Annotated in this window: 14 protein-coding genes, 1 tRNA gene and 3 rRNA genes; 11 read left to right on the plus strand and 7 right to left on the minus strand. The window is 40.3% G+C overall.

Annotated elements, in window-relative coordinates:
* Nucleotides 1-2: 2 nt before the first annotated feature.
* Nucleotides 3-836: an NAD(+) synthase gene (nadE, locus tag QUE09_RS05850; RefSeq protein ID WP_286235270.1), complete on the minus strand. Its 834-nt coding sequence runs from the start codon at nucleotides 834-836 to the stop codon at nucleotides 3-5.
* Nucleotides 837-975: 139 nt separating this feature from the next.
* Between nadE and glnB the strand changes: the two genes are divergently transcribed.
* On the plus strand, nucleotides 976-1,314 hold the full coding sequence (glnB, locus tag QUE09_RS05855) for a nitrogen regulatory protein P-II (protein WP_286235271.1): 339 nt from the start codon (nucleotides 976-978) through the stop codon (nucleotides 1,312-1,314).
* 70 nt (nucleotides 1,315-1,384) lie between these two features.
* On the opposite strand, the gene QUE09_RS05860 is transcribed toward glnB, so the two are convergent.
* Nucleotides 1,385-2,146 (minus strand): outer membrane protein assembly factor BamD, encoded by a 762-nt coding sequence (locus QUE09_RS05860; RefSeq protein ID WP_286235272.1) that lies wholly within the window; start codon nucleotides 2,144-2,146, stop codon nucleotides 1,385-1,387.
* Nucleotides 2,147-2,304: 158 nt separating this feature from the next.
* Here QUE09_RS05860 and rluD point away from each other — a divergent pair, with 158 nt between their 5' ends.
* The 3 genes from rluD (at nucleotide 2,305) to clpB (ending at nucleotide 6,716) form a co-directional block, all read left to right on the plus strand.
* A complete protein-coding gene (gene rluD / locus QUE09_RS05865; protein WP_286235273.1) occupies nucleotides 2,305-3,279 on the plus strand; it encodes a 23S rRNA pseudouridine(1911/1915/1917) synthase RluD in 975 nt (324 codons plus the stop codon).
* Nucleotides 3,260-4,030: a peptidoglycan editing factor PgeF gene (gene pgeF, locus QUE09_RS05870; RefSeq protein ID WP_286235274.1), complete on the plus strand. Its 771-nt coding sequence runs from the start codon at nucleotides 3,260-3,262 to the stop codon at nucleotides 4,028-4,030. The genes rluD and pgeF overlap by 20 nt, the downstream gene beginning before the upstream one ends.
* A 112-nt stretch (nucleotides 4,031-4,142) precedes the next feature.
* Nucleotides 4,143-6,716 carry an ATP-dependent chaperone ClpB gene (gene clpB, locus QUE09_RS05875; RefSeq protein ID WP_286235275.1) on the plus strand — a complete coding sequence of 858 codons (2,574 nt, stop codon included), beginning with the start codon at nucleotides 4,143-4,145 and terminating at the stop codon, nucleotides 6,714-6,716.
* Nucleotides 6,717-6,732: 16 nt separating this feature from the next.
* Here clpB and QUE09_RS05880 read toward each other — a convergent pair whose 3' ends face one another.
* Entirely contained in the window at nucleotides 6,733-7,146 is a 414-nt protein-coding gene (locus tag QUE09_RS05880; protein ID WP_286235276.1) for a DUF4124 domain-containing protein, read from the minus strand.
* Between the two features lie 174 nt (nucleotides 7,147-7,320).
* Between QUE09_RS05880 and pssA the strand changes: the two genes are divergently transcribed.
* From pssA to QUE09_RS05915, 7 genes are all read left to right on the plus strand, one after another.
* A complete protein-coding gene (gene pssA, locus QUE09_RS05885; RefSeq protein WP_286235277.1) occupies nucleotides 7,321-8,160 on the plus strand; it encodes a CDP-diacylglycerol--serine O-phosphatidyltransferase in 840 nt (279 codons plus the stop codon).
* A gap of 597 nt (nucleotides 8,161-8,757) precedes the next feature.
* Nucleotides 8,758-10,300 (plus strand): 16S ribosomal RNA (locus tag QUE09_RS05890).
* Between the two features lie 89 nt (nucleotides 10,301-10,389).
* A tRNA-Ala gene (locus QUE09_RS05895) sits at nucleotides 10,390-10,465 on the plus strand.
* Nucleotides 10,466-10,763: 298 nt separating this feature from the next.
* A 23S ribosomal RNA gene (locus tag QUE09_RS05900) occupies nucleotides 10,764-13,644 on the plus strand.
* 127 nt (nucleotides 13,645-13,771) lie between these two features.
* Nucleotides 13,772-13,886, plus strand: a 5S ribosomal RNA gene (gene rrf, locus QUE09_RS05905).
* The 16S, 23S and 5S rRNA genes sit together here with 1 tRNA gene alongside, the layout of an rRNA operon.
* Nucleotides 13,887-14,300: 414 nt before the next feature.
* Nucleotides 14,301-15,236, plus strand: coding sequence for a ribosome biogenesis GTPase YlqF (gene ylqF, locus QUE09_RS05910; RefSeq protein WP_286235278.1), 936 nt, complete (start codon nucleotides 14,301-14,303; stop codon nucleotides 15,234-15,236).
* A gap of 9 nt (nucleotides 15,237-15,245) precedes the next feature.
* Complete coding sequence (locus QUE09_RS05915; protein ID WP_286235279.1) at nucleotides 15,246-15,671, plus strand: HIT domain-containing protein; 426 nt, start codon at nucleotides 15,246-15,248, stop codon at nucleotides 15,669-15,671.
* Between the two features lie 41 nt (nucleotides 15,672-15,712).
* Here QUE09_RS05915 and QUE09_RS05920 read toward each other — a convergent pair whose 3' ends face one another.
* From QUE09_RS05920 to QUE09_RS05935, 4 genes are all read right to left on the minus strand, one after another.
* Entirely contained in the window at nucleotides 15,713-16,507 is a 795-nt protein-coding gene (locus tag QUE09_RS05920) for a YggN family protein (RefSeq protein WP_286235280.1), read from the minus strand.
* The gene (locus QUE09_RS05925; protein ID WP_286235281.1) at nucleotides 16,507-18,189 is read right to left on the minus strand and encodes a flagellar assembly protein A; all 1,683 of its coding nucleotides are present in this window, start codon (nucleotides 18,187-18,189) and stop codon (nucleotides 16,507-16,509) included. Before QUE09_RS05925 ends, QUE09_RS05920 begins: the two co-directional genes overlap by 1 nt.
* A 29-nt stretch (nucleotides 18,190-18,218) precedes the next feature.
* Nucleotides 18,219-18,545, minus strand: a complete 327-nt coding sequence (locus QUE09_RS05930; protein WP_286235282.1) for a hypothetical protein — start codon at nucleotides 18,543-18,545, stop codon at nucleotides 18,219-18,221.
* A 205-nt stretch (nucleotides 18,546-18,750) separates the two neighbouring features.
* Entirely contained in the window at nucleotides 18,751-20,028 is a 1,278-nt protein-coding gene (locus tag QUE09_RS05935) for a CinA family nicotinamide mononucleotide deamidase-related protein (RefSeq protein ID WP_286235283.1), read from the minus strand.
* Nucleotides 20,029-20,126: the final 98 nt, after the last annotated feature.

Genomic DNA, 20,126 nt, shown 5'->3' on the forward strand with positions numbered 1-20,126 from the left:
TATTATTCATCATAAATGGTTGGTATGGCCGACCTTTTATGCTGAGTTTTTGCGTAAATGTTGAGTATTTTTTCTGTAATATGAGGTTCTACTGGCTTTCCTTCTAAGAAGTCATCTAGTTGATCATAGCTTAAGCCAAGCGCATCTTCGTCTTTTTTCCCCGGTGCTAAATCTTCTAGATCTGCTGTAGGCGCTTTATTTATTAATACCTCAGGTGCGCCTAATGCTTGTGCTAACGACCTAACTTGTCGCTTTGAAAGGCCAAAAAGTGGTGCAATATCGCATGCACCATCACCCCATTTAGTGAAAAAGCCGGTAATATTTTCAGCAGAATGATCTGTGCCAATAACTAGCCCACCTAATATGCCGGCGATATGATATTGGCTAACCATGCGCACGCGTGCTTTAACGTTACCTTTAGAAAAATCTAAAGTTCCTATCGTTGCTGTTAATATGCCGGTGGACTGAAGTGCTGATGTTACTTCTGCATGAATACCGTCTACACCTGCTTGCACATTTGTTGTAACGCAATGACTTGGTTGTATAAAGTTTAATGCTAATTGTGCTTCATCTTCATCGGCTTGAATATCATAGGGTAATCTTACCGCAATAAACTGATAGTTTTCGGATGTTTCTTCGTTGAGCTCATTAATCGCTAACTGTGCTAGTTTACCGCAAGTAGATGAATCAACACCTCCACTAATACCTAAAACTAAGTTTTTTAAACCAGAATTTTTTAGTTGACGTTTTATAAAATCCACTCGGCGTTTGATTTCATATTCAACGTCAATTTTAGGTAATACTTTCATTTCTTCGATAATAGCTTGCGGATTCATTGTGCTTCCTAATTGATTACACTTGATATAAAAACGAGGTAAGTGTATCAAAAATTTATTTTATTTTATTGTGTTTATTTTTGTGACATGGCAACAATTGTGTAAAATATAGATAGATATAAAACCAATGGAAGTGAAAATGAAAAAAATCGAAGCCATAATTAAGCCATTTAAGTTAGATGATGTTAGAGAAGCGCTAGGCGAAATTGGTGTTACCGGTATGACTGTCTCTGAAGTTAAAGGGTTTGGCCGACAAAAGGGTCATACAGAGCTTTATCGAGGAGCCGAATATATGGTGGATTTTCTTCCTAAAGCTAAAATTGAAATTGTTGTTGCCACTGAGAGTGTAGAGCGTTGTGTAGAGGCGATAATGGAAACAGCGCAAACAGGTAAAATTGGTGATGGAAAAATATTTATTACTGACGTAGAGCGAGTCATTAGAATTCGAACTGGTGAAGAAGACGACGAAGCAATATAACACACTAATTACGTTGCTGAATTTCAAAAATAATAAAAGGGCTGTTAGCCCTTTTTTATTTTTAATTTAATTAGTTAATGATGTCGTTTTCAGGGAAGTTAGCTGCAAGCACTTGCATTGCGTTAGTTTTTAGATCTTCTAACCCCATTTTGTCATAGCTTTCGATCATAATTTCTAACGCATCTTCCATTTCATTACTTGGTGAGTAATATTCTAGTATGTAACGGCCACGATTAGCAGCGGAAGCGTAGGCTTCTCGTTTTAAATAAAATCTTGCCACAGAAAGTTCATATCTTGCTAGGCGAGATTTTATATCGATCATACGCTTTCTTGAATCTGCCGCGTATTTACTATCAGGAAACTCAGTGATCAAAGTTTTTAAGTCGCTAAAGGCACTTCTTGCTGCCGTTGGATCTCTGTCTGCACGATCAATGCCTACGATATCTTGAAATAAATTGTTTTCAGTTGATAAGTTAATTAATGCGCGCATGTAATATACATAGTCAACATTGGCATTATTAGGGTTTAGCTTTAAAAATCTATCCGCTAATGCCACACCTTGATCAGTATCGCCACTTTTATAGTATGCATAAATCAGATCGAGTTGTACTTGGTGTGAAATTGGTCCAAATGGAAATCTAGAATCAATAGCTGATAATATTTGAATCGCTTTTTTAAAAAGTCCGTTATCAAGCGCTTCTCTTGCATCTACAAATAACGCTTGCGCCGATTTATCTGGTACTTTATCTACTTCTGAAACCTCGGATGATGAGCAGCCTATTAGAAAAAGAAAGCTTGCGAAGAATACTGTTTTTATTGTCAATTTGTCCATAGACCTTGTTATCACTACTTTTATTTATCAATTATAATTACAAAATACCGTGCGAAGGTAATTACTTAATGTAATTACTACCTCAAACAGGTAAAATAATATCATGCATTCTAACCTAGCATTTTATCCTTGCACAGTGCTAATTCACAGAGAAATTCATGGCAGAGAAAATTCAACATCAAGAAACCGTACCAGACACTTTGTTAGGCAAGCGATTTGACCAAGCTTTAGCTGAAATGTTCCCCGAATATTCAAGATCTCGATTAAAAGAATGGATCTTAGCTGGACAGGTTACCGTAAATGGTGATGTGTTAACAAAGGCGAGAGAAAAAATGTACGGTGGTGAGGCCGTTGTAATCAATGCAGAGATTGAAGCCGAAGTGCGTTTTGAGCCACAAAATATTCCACTTAATATCGTTTATGAAGATGAAGATATACTTGTAATCAACAAACCAGCAGGGTTAGTTGTTCATCCCGGCGCAGGAAATCCCGATGGCACGGTATTGAATGCATTGCTGCATCATTGTCCTGAAGTCGATATTGTGCCACGAGCTGGTATTGTGCATCGTTTAGATAAAGATACCACTGGCTTGATGGTAGTGGCTAAAACGATTGAAGCTCAAACGCACCTTGTAGACTCACTACAAAGGCGAGAAATTACACGTGAATATGAAGCGATTGCTAATGGCGTGATGACTGCGGGAGGAGTTGTTGACGAACCCATTGGCAGACACCCAACTAAAAGAACGCATATGGCAGTTACAATGTCAGGCAGACCTTCCGTTACACATTATAGAGTGATGGAAAAATTTAGAGAACATACTCGGTTAAGATTGCGCTTAGAAACAGGGCGAACACATCAGATTCGTGTACATATGGCACATATTACTCATCCATTAGTTGGCGACCCTGTGTATGGCGGGAGACCGCGCCCACCGAAAAATGCAACTGATGAGTTACGAGCGGTATTGAGAAGTTTTAAAAGACAAGCATTACATGCCGCTATGTTATCTTTGTATCATCCTGTAACAGGCGAACAAATGACGTGGACTGCAGATATTCCTGAAGATATGGCGTCTTTAACTAATATCTTAAGAGAAGATTCGACACTTAATGCACAAGATGAGTACTAACGGCGCAATTAAAAACATAAGGTTTTCTGCTAACAATGTAGTCGCGATGCAAACGTCGCGATTATCACCTGTTCAACATATACAAAGCTGTAGTCCATATCAGAGTTTCAATCTTGGTTTGCATGTTGGTGACGATGAAAACCATGTCTTAGCTAATCGTACGTGTTTGAAAAAGTATTTTAATGACAATACCCAGATTCAGTGGCTAGAACAAGTTCATGGGGGACATGTTATTGAGTTAGTAAATTATAGTGAACAACCTATTGTTGGCGATGCTATTGTTACTAAACAGCCTGATATTGCTTTAGCAATTATGACGGCTGATTGTTTACCAATATTCCTTGTGGATAAATATGGACAAGAAATAGCGGCTATTCATGGCGGTTGGCGTCCTTTAGCGGCTAATATCATTGATGAAACACTTAAAAAAATGGAAACATCAGTTAACCAAGTTGAAGCGTGGTTAGGGCCTTGTATTGGAGAAAATGCATTTGTTGTTGGCAATGAGGTTAAGGATACATTTTCTAGCCTTGATGAAACATTAGCGGTTTGCTTTAAGCGAGAATTGAATAATAAATGGCTGGCTAATTTACCATTAATTGCTACATTATTACTCAATAAAAATGGCGTTAAAAACATTAGGGTTCTTGATGAATGTACTTATCAAAATGAAGATAAATATTATTCATATCGTCGCTGTAACCAAACAGGTAGGATGGCATCTTTAATTGCTATACAAAACAGTGTTTAGGTTGATCTACGTCAAGTAAACAATTTTTAATTGCTTGAAAATAGGTAAAAAGCCCATAACTTTATATCAACAGCAAATGTAAGACCAGTAACATGGCAGTAGGAGTTTTGATATGCGATTAGACCGATTCACGCAAACCTTTCAGATAGCGATATCTGATGCCCAATCAATTGCATTGGGTAAAGATCATCAATTTATTGAACCATCACATTTAATGCTTGCATTATTAAATCAGAATAATGGAAGCACAATTCCATTACTGAAAAGTGCAGGCGTAGATATTTATTCATTACGTAGTCAAGTTGAAGACGTATTGAACACCTTGCCTCAAGTGTCAGGTACTGGGGGAGATGTACAGCTATCCTCAGCATTGGCAAGTATTCTTAATCTTTGTGACAAATATGCACAAAAGCTAGGTGATCAGTATATTTCTTCAGAAATATTTTTATTATCAGCGTTAGAAGATAAGGGAAAATTAGGACAGATACTTAAATCCTTAGGTGCTAGTGAACAAAGGGTTAAAGATGCGATCACCCACATTAGAGGTGGAGAAAATGTTAATGATCAAAACGCGGAAGGGGTCAGACAAGCATTAGAAAAATATACTGTTGATGTTACAGAGCGTGCAAAAGAAGGAAAGCTTGACCCTGTTATTGGTCGTGATGATGAAATTCGTCGTACGATACAAGTGCTACAGCGTCGCACTAAAAATAACCCTGTCCTTATTGGGCAGCCTGGTGTGGGTAAAACAGCAATTGTTGAAGGCTTAGCACAACGTATTGTTGATCATGAGGTACCAGAAGGCCTTAAAAATAAGAAGGTACTTTCACTCGATATGGGCGCACTTGTTGCAGGTGCTAAGTACCGTGGTGAATTCGAAGAACGTTTAAAGGCTGTACTCAATGAGCTTGCTAAAGAAGAAGGTCAGGTAATTTTATTTATTGATGAGCTTCATACCATGGTTGGTGCCGGTAAAACTGATGGTGCAATGGATGCTGGCAATATGCTAAAACCGGCGTTAGCACGAGGTGAACTGCACTGTGTGGGAGCAACTACGCTAGATGAATATCGACAATATATCGAAAAAGATGCTGCTCTTGAAAGACGATTCCAAAAAGTGTTGGTTGAAGAGCCATCCGTTGAAGATACTATTGCAATATTACGTGGTTTAAAAGAACGTTATGAGCTTCATCATAATGTTGAAATCACAGATCCTGCGATCGTCGCAGCGGCAAGTTTATCTCATCGATATATCAGTGATAGACAATTACCTGATAAAGCTATTGATTTGATCGATGAATCAGCCTCAAGTATCAGATTGCAGATGGACTCCAAGCCTGAAGAGCTAGATAAGTTAGAGCGGAAGATTATTCAATTGAAGCTAGAAGAGAAATCACTCGAAGATGAAAGTGATGATGCTACGATTAAACGTTTAGCGTTGATTCGCGAGCAATTAGCTGATTTTGAGCGTAATTATGAAGACTTAGATGAAGTCTGGACATCTGAAAAAGCGGCAATTCATGGCACACAAACAATAAAGGCTGAGCTGGAGCAAGCAAGAATTGACTTAGATGGCGCGAGGCGTAATGGCGATCTAAATAAAATGGCGGAGTTACAATATAGCCGAATTCCTGAGCTCGAAAAACAACTTGATTTAGCGTCTCAAGCTGAAATGCAAGACATGAGTTTATTGCGAAATCGTGTAACTGATGTTGAAATTGCCGATGTACTTAGTCGTTCAACCGGTATTCCTGTGTCAAAGATGCTAGAAGAAGAACGTGACAAGTTACTGCGCATGGAGGAGGAGTTACATAAGCGTGTTGTCGGCCAATCTGAAGCTGTAGTTTCTGTTTCTAATGCAATACGTCGTTCGAGAGCAGGGCTTGCTGATCCAAATCAACCAATAGGCTCTTTCCTGTTTCTTGGTCCAACAGGTGTAGGGAAAACGGAATTAACGAAAGCCGTTGCTCACTTCCTATTTGACAGTGAAGACGCGCTAATACGCGTTGATATGTCTGAGTTTATGGAAAAACATTCGGTTGCTCGGTTGGTTGGTGCGCCTCCTGGTTATGTTGGTTATGAAGAAGGAGGCTATTTAACTGAAGCGGTTAGGAGAAAGCCATACTCTGTTATTCTTCTTGATGAGATTGAAAAAGCTCACCCTGATGTATTTAACATTTTATTGCAGGTGTTAGACGACGGGCGATTAACCGACGGCCAAGGAAGAACTGTTGATTTTCGTAATACAGTCGTGATCATGACTTCTAATATTGGTTCAGATATCATCCAAAGCTTACATAATGAAAGCCAGTATCAAGAAATGAAAACTTTAGTGATGAATGAAGTAGGGCAACACTTTAAACCAGAGTTTATTAATCGTATTGATGAATCGGTAGTATTTCATCCACTTCAGTCAGAACAAATTAAGAAGATTGCGAGTATCCAGTTAGATGCGCTTGCTGAACGTCTTGCGCAAAGAGACATTATACTTGACGTTTCAGACGAGGCTTTATCGTTAATTTCAGCGGCTGGGTTTGATCCATTATTTGGTGCAAGGCCTCTAAAAAGAGCAATCCAACATTCTATTGAGAATCCGCTTGCTCAAAAGATACTTGCAAGCGAACTTGATGGCGTTGAGAAAGTTACAATAAGCGTAGACAATCAGGAGTTGGTATTTAGTTGCTAATAGTTAGTATAGAGGTTTACTGTATATTACAGTAAACCTCTACTTGTTTCTTATTAATCTCAAGTTGCTGAGACTTTTCTACATCGGTCAATACTTTTAGGTTACCACTTTCATCGGTATATTGAATATTGTCATACTGCTCTAATGTACGTACATTTTCTTTAGCTGCTTCACATTTATCAAGTGATTCTGTAACAACCTGTTCATCACTTTTGGTATTTTCTTGTTCTTCTTTTTGTGGTACGGCTATTGGCTCTGGTGTTTTGGGTATAGCAGACAGTGAAAGTTCGGTGTAATTATTATGTTCAGGTTGATGTTGACTAAAGTGAACAACGTTATTTTTATCTACCCAACGATAAACCGTGATGTTATCCGCGAAAACCGTGGAGTTCAGTAATAATGCTGTTAATATGAGAGTTATAAATTTCATCTTACTTTTCAATACTCCATTGATTTGGCGTTTGCCACCATAAAGTTTATACCAATTAATGCTAAGGTTGACAATAATTGCTTACAAATCATACATTGTGCTAATTAATTATAGGTCTATATATCGAGTTATGTTAAATTACCGCGAATTTTAATAAAGAGACATTTGAATAACATGGCAGAAAGTAAAAAGGTACCGAACAGTCCAAACCGTGGGATCTATTTATTACCTAACTTATTAACTACAGCAGGACTATTTTCAGGTTTTTTTGCTGTAGTATCATCGATGAATGGGCATTTTGAAAGTGCTGCTATCGCAATATTTATCGCGATGATCTTTGATGGTTTAGATGGCCGTGTTGCAAGAATGACCAATACTCAAAGCGAGTTTGGCGCGGAATACGATAGTATGGCTGACATGGTCTCGTTCGGAATAGCCCCAGGGTTAGTTGCGTATAATTGGGCGTTGTCAGACATGGGTAAATTCGGTTGGTTAGCTGCATTTGTTTTTGTTGCTGCTGCGGCGTTAAGACTTGCACGATTTAATACGCAAGTTGGTGTTGCCGACAAACGATACTTTCAGGGGTTAGCAAGTCCAGCAGCAGCAGGTGTTGTTGCAAGTATTGTATGGTTAGGTACTGAGTATCAAATAAACGGTCATGATTATGGATTTATTATTGGACTGATCACCATTACTTCAGGTTTATTAATGGTTAGTAACTTTCGCTACAACAGCTTTAAAGAAGTTGACTGGAAAGGTAAAGTTAACTTTATCGTTGTACTACTTATTGTACTTGTGTTTGTTATTGTTGCTGCGAGCCCAGCTGAATTGTTAAGTGCTATATTTGTTCTTTATGCAGCATCAGGGCCTATTACCACTATTCGTAGTGTTAAAAAATTAAAATTAGAACATGTTGTCGGTGACGATGAAGATGCCGAGTTTACGGCTGAAACAACAGATAATACGCAGAAAAAGCAAGAAGTAGATAAAAAAGTGAAACAATCAGAAGAATAGTAAATCAATAACCTACACAATTTAAAAAAACGGTAAATGAAAATTTACCGTTTTTTTTGTCTCTGAACTTTGATTAAAACTCAAATCTGTACTATTTTTGAACATCTAATGGTTTTTTTTAAATTATTTGAAAATAGTTGTTGACGTAGGTGCAAAAATCCCTAAAATGCGCATCCACTTCTCGGGGACAAGCCAAGAAGCTGTTTTGATAAGTTTAGTGAAGCGAAAGCGACATAAAACACATCACCAAACATTAAAAAATAAATTAAAATTTTTTAATAAAAAGGTTGACATCAAAACTGGGTTGCGTAGAATGCGCATCCTCGCTTGAGGCAACGGCCACAAGCAAGATTGACAAGCGAATGTGACTTATCAATTTATTCGAAAGAATAGTTCTTTAACAATTAGTTATCATGCAATTTGTGTGGGCACTCACAGTGATGATGTTTTACCAGTAACTTAGGTTACAAAAATGTCTTAGTGAATGTTCATACAAAAACTTATTTAAGTTTTTACTTTTTGTCTAACTTTTTAAAGTAAGTCAAAAAGATGTACAGAATTCATTGAGCAGCATCTTCGGATGCACAAACGATTTTTTAATTGAAGAGTTTGATCATGGCTCAGATTGAACGCTGGCGGCAGGCTTAACACATGCAAGTCGAGCGGAAACGAAGAGTAGCTTGCTACTCTGGCGTCGAGCGGCGGACGGGTGAGTAATGCTTGGGAATATGCCTAGAGGTGGGGGACAACAGTTGGAAACGACTGCTAATACCGCATAATGTCTACGGACCAAAGGGGGGGCTCTTCGGACCTTTCGCCTTTAGATTAGCCCAAGTGAGATTAGCTAGTAGGTAAGGTAATGGCTTACCTAGGCGACGATCTCTAGCTGGTTTGAGAGGATGATCAGCCACACTGGGACTGAGACACGGCCCAGACTCCTACGGGAGGCAGCAGTGGGGAATATTGCACAATGGGGGAAACCCTGATGCAGCCATGCCGCGTGTGTGAAGAAGGCCTTCGGGTTGTAAAGCACTTTCAGTCGTGAGGAAAGGGTGTAAGTTAATACCTTGCATCTGTGACGTTAGCGACAGAAGAAGCACCGGCTAACTCCGTGCCAGCAGCCGCGGTAATACGGAGGGTGCGAGCGTTAATCGGAATTACTGGGCGTAAAGCGTGCGTAGGCGGTTAGTTAAGTCAGATGTGAAATCCCGGAGCTCAACTCCGGAACTGCATTTGAAACTGGCTAACTAGAGTATTGTAGAGGGTGGTGGAATTTCCAGTGTAGCGGTGAAATGCGTAGAGATTGGAAGGAACATCAGTGGCGAAGGCGGCCACCTGGACAAATACTGACGCTGAGGCACGAAAGCGTGGGGAGCGAACAGGATTAGATACCCTGGTAGTCCACGCCGTAAACGATGTCAACTAGCTGTTTGTGTTCTTGAAACGTGAGTAGCGTAGCTAACGCGCTAAGTTGACCGCCTGGGGAGTACGGCCGCAAGGTTAAAACTCAAATGAATTGACGGGGGCCCGCACAAGCGGTGGAGCATGTGGTTTAATTCGATGCAACGCGAAGAACCTTACCATCCCTTGACATCCAGAGAATTTTCTAGAGATAGAATTGTGCCTTCGGGAACTCTGAGACAGGTGCTGCATGGCTGTCGTCAGCTCGTGTTGTGAAATGTTGGGTTAAGTCCCGCAACGAGCGCAACCCCTATCCTTATTTGCCAGCGAGTAGTGTCGGGAACTCTAAGGAGACTGCCGGTGATAAACCGGAGGAAGGTGGGGACGACGTCAAGTCATCATGGCCCTTACGGGATGGGCTACACACGTGCTACAATGGTACATACAGAGGGCAGCAAGACCGCGAGGTGGAGCGAATCCCATAAAGTGTATCGTAGTCCGGATCGGAGTCTGCAACTCGACTCCGTGAAGTCGGAATCGCTAGTAATCGTAGATCAGAATGCTACGGTGAATACGTTCCCGGGCCTTGTACACACCGCCCGTCACACCATGGGAGTGGGTTGCAAAAGAAGTGGCTAGTTTAACCCTCGGGGGGACGGTCACCACTTTGTGATTCATGACTGGGGTGAAGTCGTAACAAGGTAACCCTAGGGGAACCTGGGGTTGGATCACCTCCTTATCTTGAAGTAAGACAGATTATTGTTGAGTGTTCACACAAATTGCATAGATAACGAATATAGAAGAAGTCACCCTGACTAAGTCTAAAAAGGGGCTATAGCTCAGCTGGGAGAGCGCCTGCCTTGCACGCAGGAGGTCAGCAGTTCGATCCTGCTTAGCTCCACCAATACTTCTTCATAAAGAACGAAAGACCAAATTAAAGGTTACTTTTTAGTGATTTTCAATTTGGTTTTTTTAACCAAGTTTTTAACCGAATGCGTGTTGATTACTACTTCTTTAACAATCTGGAAAGCTGATATTTATATCCCTTAAACATAAAGTTTTATGTTTAAAACCCTTAATAACGTGTCGCGCGTTGTTAAGTGAATTCTAATTCAAGTGCTATTTATAGTACGTGAAAATGTCAGACATACATTTAGTTTGGGTTTTGTCACTCAAACACTTAAGACTACTTAGGGTTGTATGGTTAAGTGACTAAGCGTATATGGTGGATGCCTTGGCAGTTAGAGGCGATGAAGGACGTGTTAATCTGCGATAAGCTGTGTTAAGTCGATAAAAGACGTTATAGACACAGATTTCCGAATGGGGAAACCCACTTGCATAAGCAAGTATCTTTATGTGAATACATAGCATAAAGAGGCGAACCGGGAGAACTGAAACATCTAAGTACCCCGAGGAAAAGAAATCAACCGAGATTTCGTTAGTAGCGGCGAGCGAACGCGAATTAGCCCTTAAGCGGCATGGCGTCAATGGAAGTATCTGGAAAGGTACACGATACAGGGTGATAGTCCCGTACATGAAGACAAAATGTTTGTGAAATCGAGTAGGTCGGCACACGTGAAATGTTGACTGAATATGGGGGGACCATCCTCCAAGGCTAAATACTCCTAACTGACCGATAGTGAACCAGTACCGTGAGGGAAAGGCGAAAAGAACCCCTGTGAGGGGAGTGAAATAGAACCTGAAACCGTATACGTACAAGCAGTGGAAGCCTTCGGGTGACTGCGTACCTTTTGTATAATGGGTCAGCGACTTATATTTAGTAGCAAGGTTAACCGATTAGGGGAGCCGTAGCGAAAGCGAGTGTTAACTGCGCGTTTAGTTGCTAGGTATAGACCCGAAACCCGGCGATCTACCCATGGGCAGGTTGAAGGTTGAGTAACATCAACTGGAGGACCGAACACACGTATGTTGAAAAATGCGGTGATGACCTGTGGGTCGGAGTGAAAGGCTAATCAAGCCGGGAGATAGCTGGTTCTCCCCGAAATCTATTTAGGTAGAGCCTCGGACGAATACCATTGGGGGTAGAGCACTGTTAAGGCTAGGGGGTCATCCCGACTTACCAACCCTTTGCAAACTCCGAATACCAATGAGTACTATCCGGGAGACACACTATGGGTGCTAACGTCCGTAGTGAAGAGGGAAACAACCCAGACCGCCAGCTAAGGTCCCAAAGTCATAGTTAAGTGGGAAACGATGTGGAAAGGCATAGACAGCTAGGAGGTTGGCTTAGAAGCAGCCATCCTTTAAAGAAAGCGTAATAGCTCACTAGTCGAGTCGGTCTGCGCGGAAGATGTAACGGGGCTAAACTATGCACCGAAGCTGCGGATTCAAAATTTATTTTGAGTGGTAGGGGAGCGTTCTGTAAGCCGTTGAAGGTGTGTTGTAAGGCATGCTGGAGGTATCAGAAGTGCGAATGCTGACATGAGTAACGATAATGGGGGTGAAAAACCCCCACGCCGAAAGACCAAGGTTTCCTGTCCCATGTTAATCAGGGCAGGGTAAGTCGGCCCCTAAGGCGAGGCTGAAAAGCGTAGTCGATGGGAAACAGATTAATATTTCTGTACTTCTATATATTGCGAAGGAGGGACGGAGAAGGCTAAACAGGCATGGCGTTGGTAGTCCATGTGAAAGATTGTAGGCTGGAGACTTAGGCAAATCCGGGTCACCACTAGGCTGAGAGTCGAGACGATACTCTACGGAGTAGAAGCTGTTGATGCCCTGCTTCCAGGAAAAGCTTCTAAGCATCAGATATATAGGAACCGTACCCCAAACCGACACAGGTGGTTAGGTAGAGAATACTAAGGCGCTTGAGAGAACTCGGGTGAAGGAACTAGGCAAAATAGTACCGTAACTTCGGGAGAAGGTACGCTGGCTTTGGTGATGGGACTTGCTCCCTAAGCTGAGGTCAGTCGAAGTAACCAGGTGGCTGGAACTGTTTATTAAAAACACAGCACTGTGCAAAATCGAAAGATGACGTATACGGTGTGACGCCTGCCCGGTGCCGGAAGGTTAATTGATTGGGTTAGCTCTGCGAAGCTCATGATCGAAGCCCCGGTAAACGGCGGCCGTAACTATAACGGTCCTAAGGTAGCGAAATTCCTTGTCGGGTAAGTTCCGACCTGCACGAATGGCGTAATCATGGCCACACTGTCTCCACCCGAGACTCAGTGAAATTGAAATTGCGGTTAAGATGCCGTATACCCGCGGCTAGACGGAAAGACCCCGTGAACCTTTACTATAGCTTGACAGTGAACATTGCTCCTACATGTGTAGGATAGGTGGGAGGCTTTGAAGCATGCACGCCAGTGTGTGTGGAGCCAACCTTGAAATACCACCCTTGTATGCGTGATGTTCTAACCTAGGGCCCTTATCGGGCTTGGGGACACTGTCTGGTGGGTAGTTTGACTGGGGCGGTCTCCTCCCAAAGAGTAACGGAGGAGCACGAAGGTTGGCTAAGTACGGTCGGACATCGTACGGTTAGTGCAATGGCATAAGCCAGCTTAACTGCGAGACAGACACGTCGAGCAGGTGCGAAAGCAGGTCATAGTGATCCGGTGGTTCTGTATGGAAGGGCCATCGCTCAACGGATAAAAGGTACTCCGGGGATAACAGGCTGATACCGCCCAAGAGTTCATATCGACGGCGGTGTTTGGCACCTCGATGTCGGCTCATCACATCCTGGGGCTGAAGTCGGTCCCAAGGGTATGGCTGTTCGCCATTTAAAGTGGTACGCGAGCTGGGTTTAGAACGTCGTGAGACAGTTCGGTCCCTATCTGCCGTGGGCGTTTGAGAATTGAAGAGGGCTGCTCCTAGTACGAGAGGACCGGAGTGGACGAACCGCTGGTGTTCGGGTTGTTATGCCAATAGCATTGCCCGGTAGCTACGTTCGGAACTGATAACCGCTGAAAGCATCTAAGCGGGAAACAGGCTTTAAGATGAGTTCTCACTGGAGATTTAATCTCCCTAAAGGGTCGTTGGAGACTACAACGTTGATAGGTCAGGTGTGTAAGTGCTGTGAGGCATTGAGCTAACTGATACTAATTGCCCGTGAGGCTTAACCATACAACACCCAAGTGGTTTTGTTGTATGATGTTTGACAAGTATATTCACGTACTGTGCATTGAATTAGAAAATATAAATATTAGATTTCCGAGATTGTGTTTACGAAAGTAGACAATAAAAGTTTATGCTTGATGACAATAGCATTGTAGAACCACCTGATCCCATGCCGAACTCAGTAGTGAAATGCAATAGCGCCGATGGTAGTGTGGGAGTTCCCATGTGAGAGTAGGACATCATCAAGCTTCTATTCCAAAGAAAAGCCGCCTATTTAGGCGGCTTTTTTTATGTCAAAAATTCAGGAGTACTCTCACAGAAGTAGGGTAAAAAGGGTTGACTGACAACATGAACAGCTTCATGTTGGCCGCTTTTTACCGAATGAGCTCTGCGAGTTCGCGGGCCTGAATCAAGCTTCTAATAAAAGAAACCCGTAGCGAAAGTTGCGGGTTTTTTGCGTTCTAGGTGTTAAAAACTTTAAACTCAGAGTAACGTTAGCGCATTGTGATTCCATGCAAAATATCTGTCATTGAGGCTTAGTAGCTAAAACTACAACTCAACTAGAGATAGTATTATGTAGTTCATACATATAAGTTTGAGATTCTTTAAGATTTTTCATTGCCGCAATGGTAACATTCATTTATTTGTAAAGTAGTAATATTATGGCGATTAATTGGTATCCGGGTCATATGCATAAGGCCCAAAAAGAAATTAAAGAAATCTTACCGCAAATAGATGTAGTCATTGAAGTGTGTGATGCTAGGTTACCATTTAGTAGTGAAAACCCAATGATCACAGAGATTAGAGGAGATAAACCGTTAATCAAAATTCTTAATAAGAGTGATCTTGCTGATGACGAGATCACGTCATTATGGTTAGAACATTTAGATACTCAACATAATGTTAAAGCAATAGCCCTTACTACTGATAATCCTAGTGTTGCTAAAACCATTCCCAATTTAATTCGCAGTTTAGTACCAAATAAAGATCAAACGGGTAAACAAATAAATGCGGTAATAATGGGGATCCCTAATGTTGGTAAATCTACGTTACTTAATACTCTAGTGGGAAAAGCGAAAGCTAAAGTAGGTAATGAGCCTGCTGTAACTAAAGGTCAACAACGTATTCGATTAGAAGATGGTCTTTATTTATATGATACTCCAGGTATGTTGTGGCCTAAAATAGTAAATGAAAATAGTGGTTATCGTTTAGCGATTACAAGTGCCGTAAAAGATACAGCTTATGATCATGACGATATTGCCTGTTTTGCAGCTGATTATCTGTTACAGGCTTACCCAGAAGCTCTGATAGAACGTTATAAGCTTGATGTTGTACCGCAACGTGAAGTTGAATTAATTGAAGCTATTGGTAAAGTTAGAGGATGTGTTAAAAGTGGTGGCCTTGTCGATTTTACCAAAGCCTCTACAATTTTAATTAATGAGATTAGAGATAAAACACTTGGTGCTATATCTTTTGAAACGCCTGAAATGATAGAACAAGAAACGCTATACTTTGAAGAGCTTGATAAACAAAGAAAAGAAGAGCGGGAAGCCCGTAAGTTAGCCAGAGGTCGTGGCAGAAAAAATAAACGTAAGTAGGGAATAACAATGGAAACATTTGTACTCAATGAAGCTTTAAAAAACGACACGATAGAATTATTAGATTTTCCATTATGTAAATTGCTGTTAATGAATGATAAACAGTATCCATGGTTTGTGCTGGTACCAAAAGTTGTAGGAATACAGGATATATATCAATTGGATTGGCAACAGCAACAGCAGTTTTTAAATGAATCAAGTATGTTAAGTGAAGTGCTTATGCAAGTATTTCAAGGTAAAAAAATGAATGTTGCTGCGCTAGGCAATATTTGTCCACAATTGCACATACATCATATAGTTCGTTATGAGTCAGATCCTGCATGGCCAAAACCGATATGGGGAGTATTGCCCATGGTTCCATATGTTGAAGAAGAAATTAACACGTTAAAAGAACGATTAATTCCTGCACTCGCGCATATTATTGAAGCTAATTAAGAAATATATTGCGTAAGTAAGGAGTTGTAATACTCCTTACTCTATAGTGATTGGATAAGATTGTAGGAGGATAGTGAACTAATATTTTCTGTTAGCTTAGTTTCTATTTCATCTAAAGATTTAAGCTTTTCACAAAACATGGATGCTTTGCTTTCAATAGCCGTTACTTTGGCACTCATTTCAAGTTCAAGTTCGTCTCCCATATTATTCATACGTTCGTCAAAAGTTTGAACTCTACTTTCACCAGTACCCTCTGCGTTATTCGTCATTGCTTCGCCAACGGCTAATAAAATTGTACCGATAGATTCTGTAACTAAGGTTTCTATTTCTTGTTCGAATTCGCCCGCAAATATTTCGCTGAAATCATCGAAATCCTGAGGAGCGATATAATAGCTTTCATCGCTATGATTAAATCGTTTTCTCAAGCGCCATTGCATCTCATCAAAGCGTTTTTGAAGTTTTTGATGTGAAGCACTATTTTCACCTGTAACACCCGCTATAACTTTATTAACAGCTTTGAGACCAACATCTACCCCTTCTATAGCAATCGATACAATTTCCGGTATCTGATAACGAATACCTTTCGCGTAGTCATTTAATAATTTACGTTGCTGATCTGTTAATTGGATTTGTCTACCTTGCACGAATAGCTGTTTATCATTGTTTATTTGAACAATTGTTTGGCCATGGTCAAGTATACGTATGTGCGAAGGATCAATGATAATGCCATGTTGGAAGTTAATATCGCACTTACTAGCATTAGCATTAACGGCAGAAAAGCTACTGATGCCAATTAAGACAAGTAGCTTACAATACTTTAAAATAATTGATTTCATTAGCTTACAATAGGGTCAATAATTATTTTGCGTTCTTTGTAACGCATTTTACTAGGACCATATTCTCGTTTAGTTTTTTCCTGAAAATCGCCTACGATCATTTGTACATTTTGATAGATGCGCTCGGTAGCCTCCACGCAAACACTGCCCATATATCGATTTACTTCTTCTTCTAGTAGTTCTTTTTCACTTAGAAGTTTCCCCATCTGATCTGCGTGATGCTTATAAGTTGAAACAACTTTGTTTAGCATTTCAGGGTTTACTTTATCCTTCGGCAATTTACGCAATTTATTGCTAGCATCTTTTAGCTCATTAACTTGCTTTGATTCATGCTCTATTTTTGCATCTAATGCGTTAATTTGATCATCAAAATTTTCGAGCTTTTTAGCAAAGGTGATGATAGTTGCACTGCCTGCTGTCGCACCCACAGTACCAGCATGAATTGATAAACCTGCGGTAATGTGGCCTGCAATGAGTTTGCCATTAGCTTTTTCTTCTGTGCCTACCCAAACTCGCTCATCAACATTGATAATGGTATGCATTAGTTGATTTTCTATACGAAAGTTTTTACATGCTATATCGGCGTATTGGCAATATTTTGCAAAGATACTGCCTTTGGCTTTTAAATTCGCACTCATAATTATATCGGTAACTTTGATGTCTTCGACATCTTGTTTTTTACCGATAATACCGCTGCCAATTGTTATATCGCCACCTGACTCTAAATAAGAAGATTCTACGAAACCGCCTACTGTGATATCACCTCTAGCGGTAACTTTCATGCCTTCACAAACATCACCTTCAATAATGACACTACCTTCAAAATCAATATGTCCAGTACTGACATCAACGTTTTTAATTTTGTAAACTTCGTCGACTTCCATACCGTTATCAATGATGCGAGGTAAACCAACTCGGGTAGATACAAGCACGTCTTCATTTTTAGGGCTTAATGCGGTGCCATCACCTGCTTGTAAATTGCAATCATCGCCAGGGCTAGGTTCTAAAGGAGTACCAGTGACAGTAAATCCTTGAATACCTTCAGTAAGTGGGATTTTTCTTGCAAGTGGGTCGCCTATTTTTACGCAAATAATATCCCCTAAATCACGCATATCAACAGAACCGTCGTCTCGCTCTTTAGGTCTAAGTATTCTATCTTGCGCACTTTGTACTAAATGCTTTATTTTAGCATCATTGCCATTGATTGGGTCTTTACCGTAGGCGATAACGCCTTTAACGATACTACCAGGTGGTTCTTGAGCGGCATGCTGAGCAAGCTTTACAAGTTCTTCTTTACTAAAGCCTTTAATGACACCTGCTTTTTGTGCAGCTGTTAAAATAGCTTTTGCAGTTAGGTGTTTACCACCTAGTGCAGTCGATATTTCGGCTGATGCACTCATCTCACCTTTTTCAATATCAATTGAAATTTGAGCATCTCGACGCTCTAGGATTTGATAGGTTATTTCTCTACCTGGCTGGCCTTGTTGAAGAGGTTTTAAAACACTATTTAATTCAGCAATAGCATTCTTGATATTGCCATTATCAACATACAGACTGGTATATTCAGAAGCTTCGATTAGCTCATGTATTGAGACTTCAGTAAGCGGCGATTGATCTTTTAGCGGCTGAAGCACAAGATCAATATTATTCTTCTTATTAGGAACTAATGTTGCCTTTGTCACGCTTTACACTCTCTATCTGAACAGTGGGTTTAAATATAGCTATCTTGATGTATACGAATAAAGTTAGGGGTATTTACTTTAGAATAATCAATTTTATATTCTTTATTATCTAACGCTTGGATAAATATTAGCGTTTTAGTTTCTCCGAAAACTTCAGTAGCAGCAACATCAACTACATCTTGATATGCCTTTTTCGCATCTGATTTTTTCTGTGGTATTTCACCTTTAAAAATACCGATACCTCTATTACTGACGATTACCACAGGGTGGCCGCCGTTAATGATTAATAAATCAAATTTTCTTACTTTGTGAATAATCGTATTTCGACCACTTGTTATGAAGTTCTTGTCAATCAAAATGTGCTCCTAGGAAACTAAAGCATTACTAGCTTGAACGCAATAAACAACGAAAAGGAATTTTTTCGATTTTTTATATGCGTTAATATGTTGTAGATACAGTACACCTTACGGTAAATATATAAAGTTTTGATTTACTACGCAATAAATAACCTCAATAAGCGATAAATTGACGTAGTTTTTACAATACAGCAACAATTTATTGTTATTTTTTGTACATAGGTATTTCTTTACTATTGATAAGGCATCGTCTTATTAAATCTAACGCTCGATGCGCAACAGAGAGTTTAAAATAGTGTCTATCTCCGTTAATTTGAAAACGAGTGGTTTGCATGTTGTTAAGGGAACCCCATGCTATCCAGACTGTACCAACAGGCTTTTCAATACTACCACCATTTGGTCCAGCGATACCAGAAACCGCTATTGCATAGTCTGCAGCTAAACGTTTTATAGCGCCTTGCGCCATAGCTTTAACGACAGGTTCACTTACTGCACCATGCAAAGAAAGTAGGTCATTAGGTACATCGATCAACGTATGTTTCATTTGGTTCGAGTAGGTAACGAACCCGGCTTCGAAAGCTTCTGATGCGCCAGAAACGTCAGTAAGCAAACTAGCGATTAAGCCACCAGTACAAGACTCTGCTGTAGCTATTGTCTTCTTGTTTGCTTTGAGTAACGTTAAAACGTGCTCTGCCATCGTTGGTGGCTCATCGACAATTTGACATAAAACGTGATCGCCAAGTAATTGAAGTAACTTGTCTTGCCACTGTTTGAGGTGCAATGCAGAAACATTTGCAAATGTTGTCAGTTTTATCTCAAGCATTGGCGCGCAACTACGAAACCCTAAGGTAATATCGTCAGGCCAATCAGCGAGGTTATCGGTGATTAATTGTTGAACGCTTGATTCTCCAATGCCAAATATTTGAAATTTTTCTACTTTAAAACCCGTACTCACTAATGAGTTTTGTGAGAGTTTTGGTGCTATATATTTCTTCAACATTAAAGCGAGCTCTTTCGGGACTCCTGGAGTACAAAAAATATCACACCCTTGATAACGCATATAAAAGCCAACAGCGCTGCCTATAGAATTTTCTATTATTTCTACACCTAAAGGTAATAACGCTTGCTTTATACTTGCATCAGACAGCGAGTAGTTTCTTTTTTGGCACCAATCAACAATGTGTTGGTAAGCTTGCTCATGTTGTTTAAGCGGTACATTGCATGCTTGTGCAAGTGCTTGCGCAGTTAAATCATCAACTGTCGGTCCTAGACCGCCGTTAATAATTAAAATGTCAGCTTGAGCACTAAGCAATTCTATTTGTGCAACAAGTACTGCTAAGTCATCAGCAACTGTAGTTTTTTTACTAATGTTTATACCTAAAGGCATCAGCTGTTGTGCAATCATTGCTGAGTTAGAGTCAACAATGTCGCCATTCATAATTTCATCGCCAGTAAGGAGTAACTGCACGTTAGGTTGAGACATATTTGCTACTTCATGATTGAAAGTATTGTTAATTTAACTGATTTTGAAAATATTTTTAAACCTTTTTAACGAAGTGTGTTACTAACTTTATAAATAAG

The organism is Thalassotalea sediminis, from assembly GCF_030295915.1.
GTDB lineage: Bacteria > Pseudomonadota > Gammaproteobacteria > Enterobacterales > Alteromonadaceae > Thalassotalea_C > Thalassotalea_C sediminis.

Coding starts and splice junctions, on each gene's coding strand:
- nadE (WP_286235270.1), bottom strand. CDS start 836: ATGAATCCGCAAGCTATTATCGAAGAAATGAAAGTATTACCTAAAATT.
- glnB (WP_286235271.1), top strand. CDS start 976: ATGAAAAAAATCGAAGCCATAATTAAGCCATTTAAGTTAGATGATGTT.
- QUE09_RS05860 (WP_286235272.1), bottom strand. CDS start 2,146: ATGGACAAATTGACAATAAAAACAGTATTCTTCGCAAGCTTTCTTTTT.
- rluD (WP_286235273.1), top strand. CDS start 2,305: ATGGCAGAGAAAATTCAACATCAAGAAACCGTACCAGACACTTTGTTA.
- pgeF (WP_286235274.1), top strand. CDS start 3,260: ATGCACAAGATGAGTACTAACGGCGCAATTAAAAACATAAGGTTTTCT.
- clpB (WP_286235275.1), top strand. CDS start 4,143: ATGCGATTAGACCGATTCACGCAAACCTTTCAGATAGCGATATCTGAT.
- QUE09_RS05880 (WP_286235276.1), bottom strand. CDS start 7,146: ATGAAATTTATAACTCTCATATTAACAGCATTATTACTGAACTCCACG.
- pssA (WP_286235277.1), top strand. CDS start 7,321: ATGGCAGAAAGTAAAAAGGTACCGAACAGTCCAAACCGTGGGATCTAT.
- ylqF (WP_286235278.1), top strand. CDS start 14,301: ATGGCGATTAATTGGTATCCGGGTCATATGCATAAGGCCCAAAAAGAA.
- QUE09_RS05915 (WP_286235279.1), top strand. CDS start 15,246: ATGGAAACATTTGTACTCAATGAAGCTTTAAAAAACGACACGATAGAA.
- QUE09_RS05920 (WP_286235280.1), bottom strand. CDS start 16,507: ATGAAATCAATTATTTTAAAGTATTGTAAGCTACTTGTCTTAATTGGC.
- QUE09_RS05935 (WP_286235283.1), bottom strand. CDS start 20,028: ATGTCTCAACCTAACGTGCAGTTACTCCTTACTGGCGATGAAATTATG.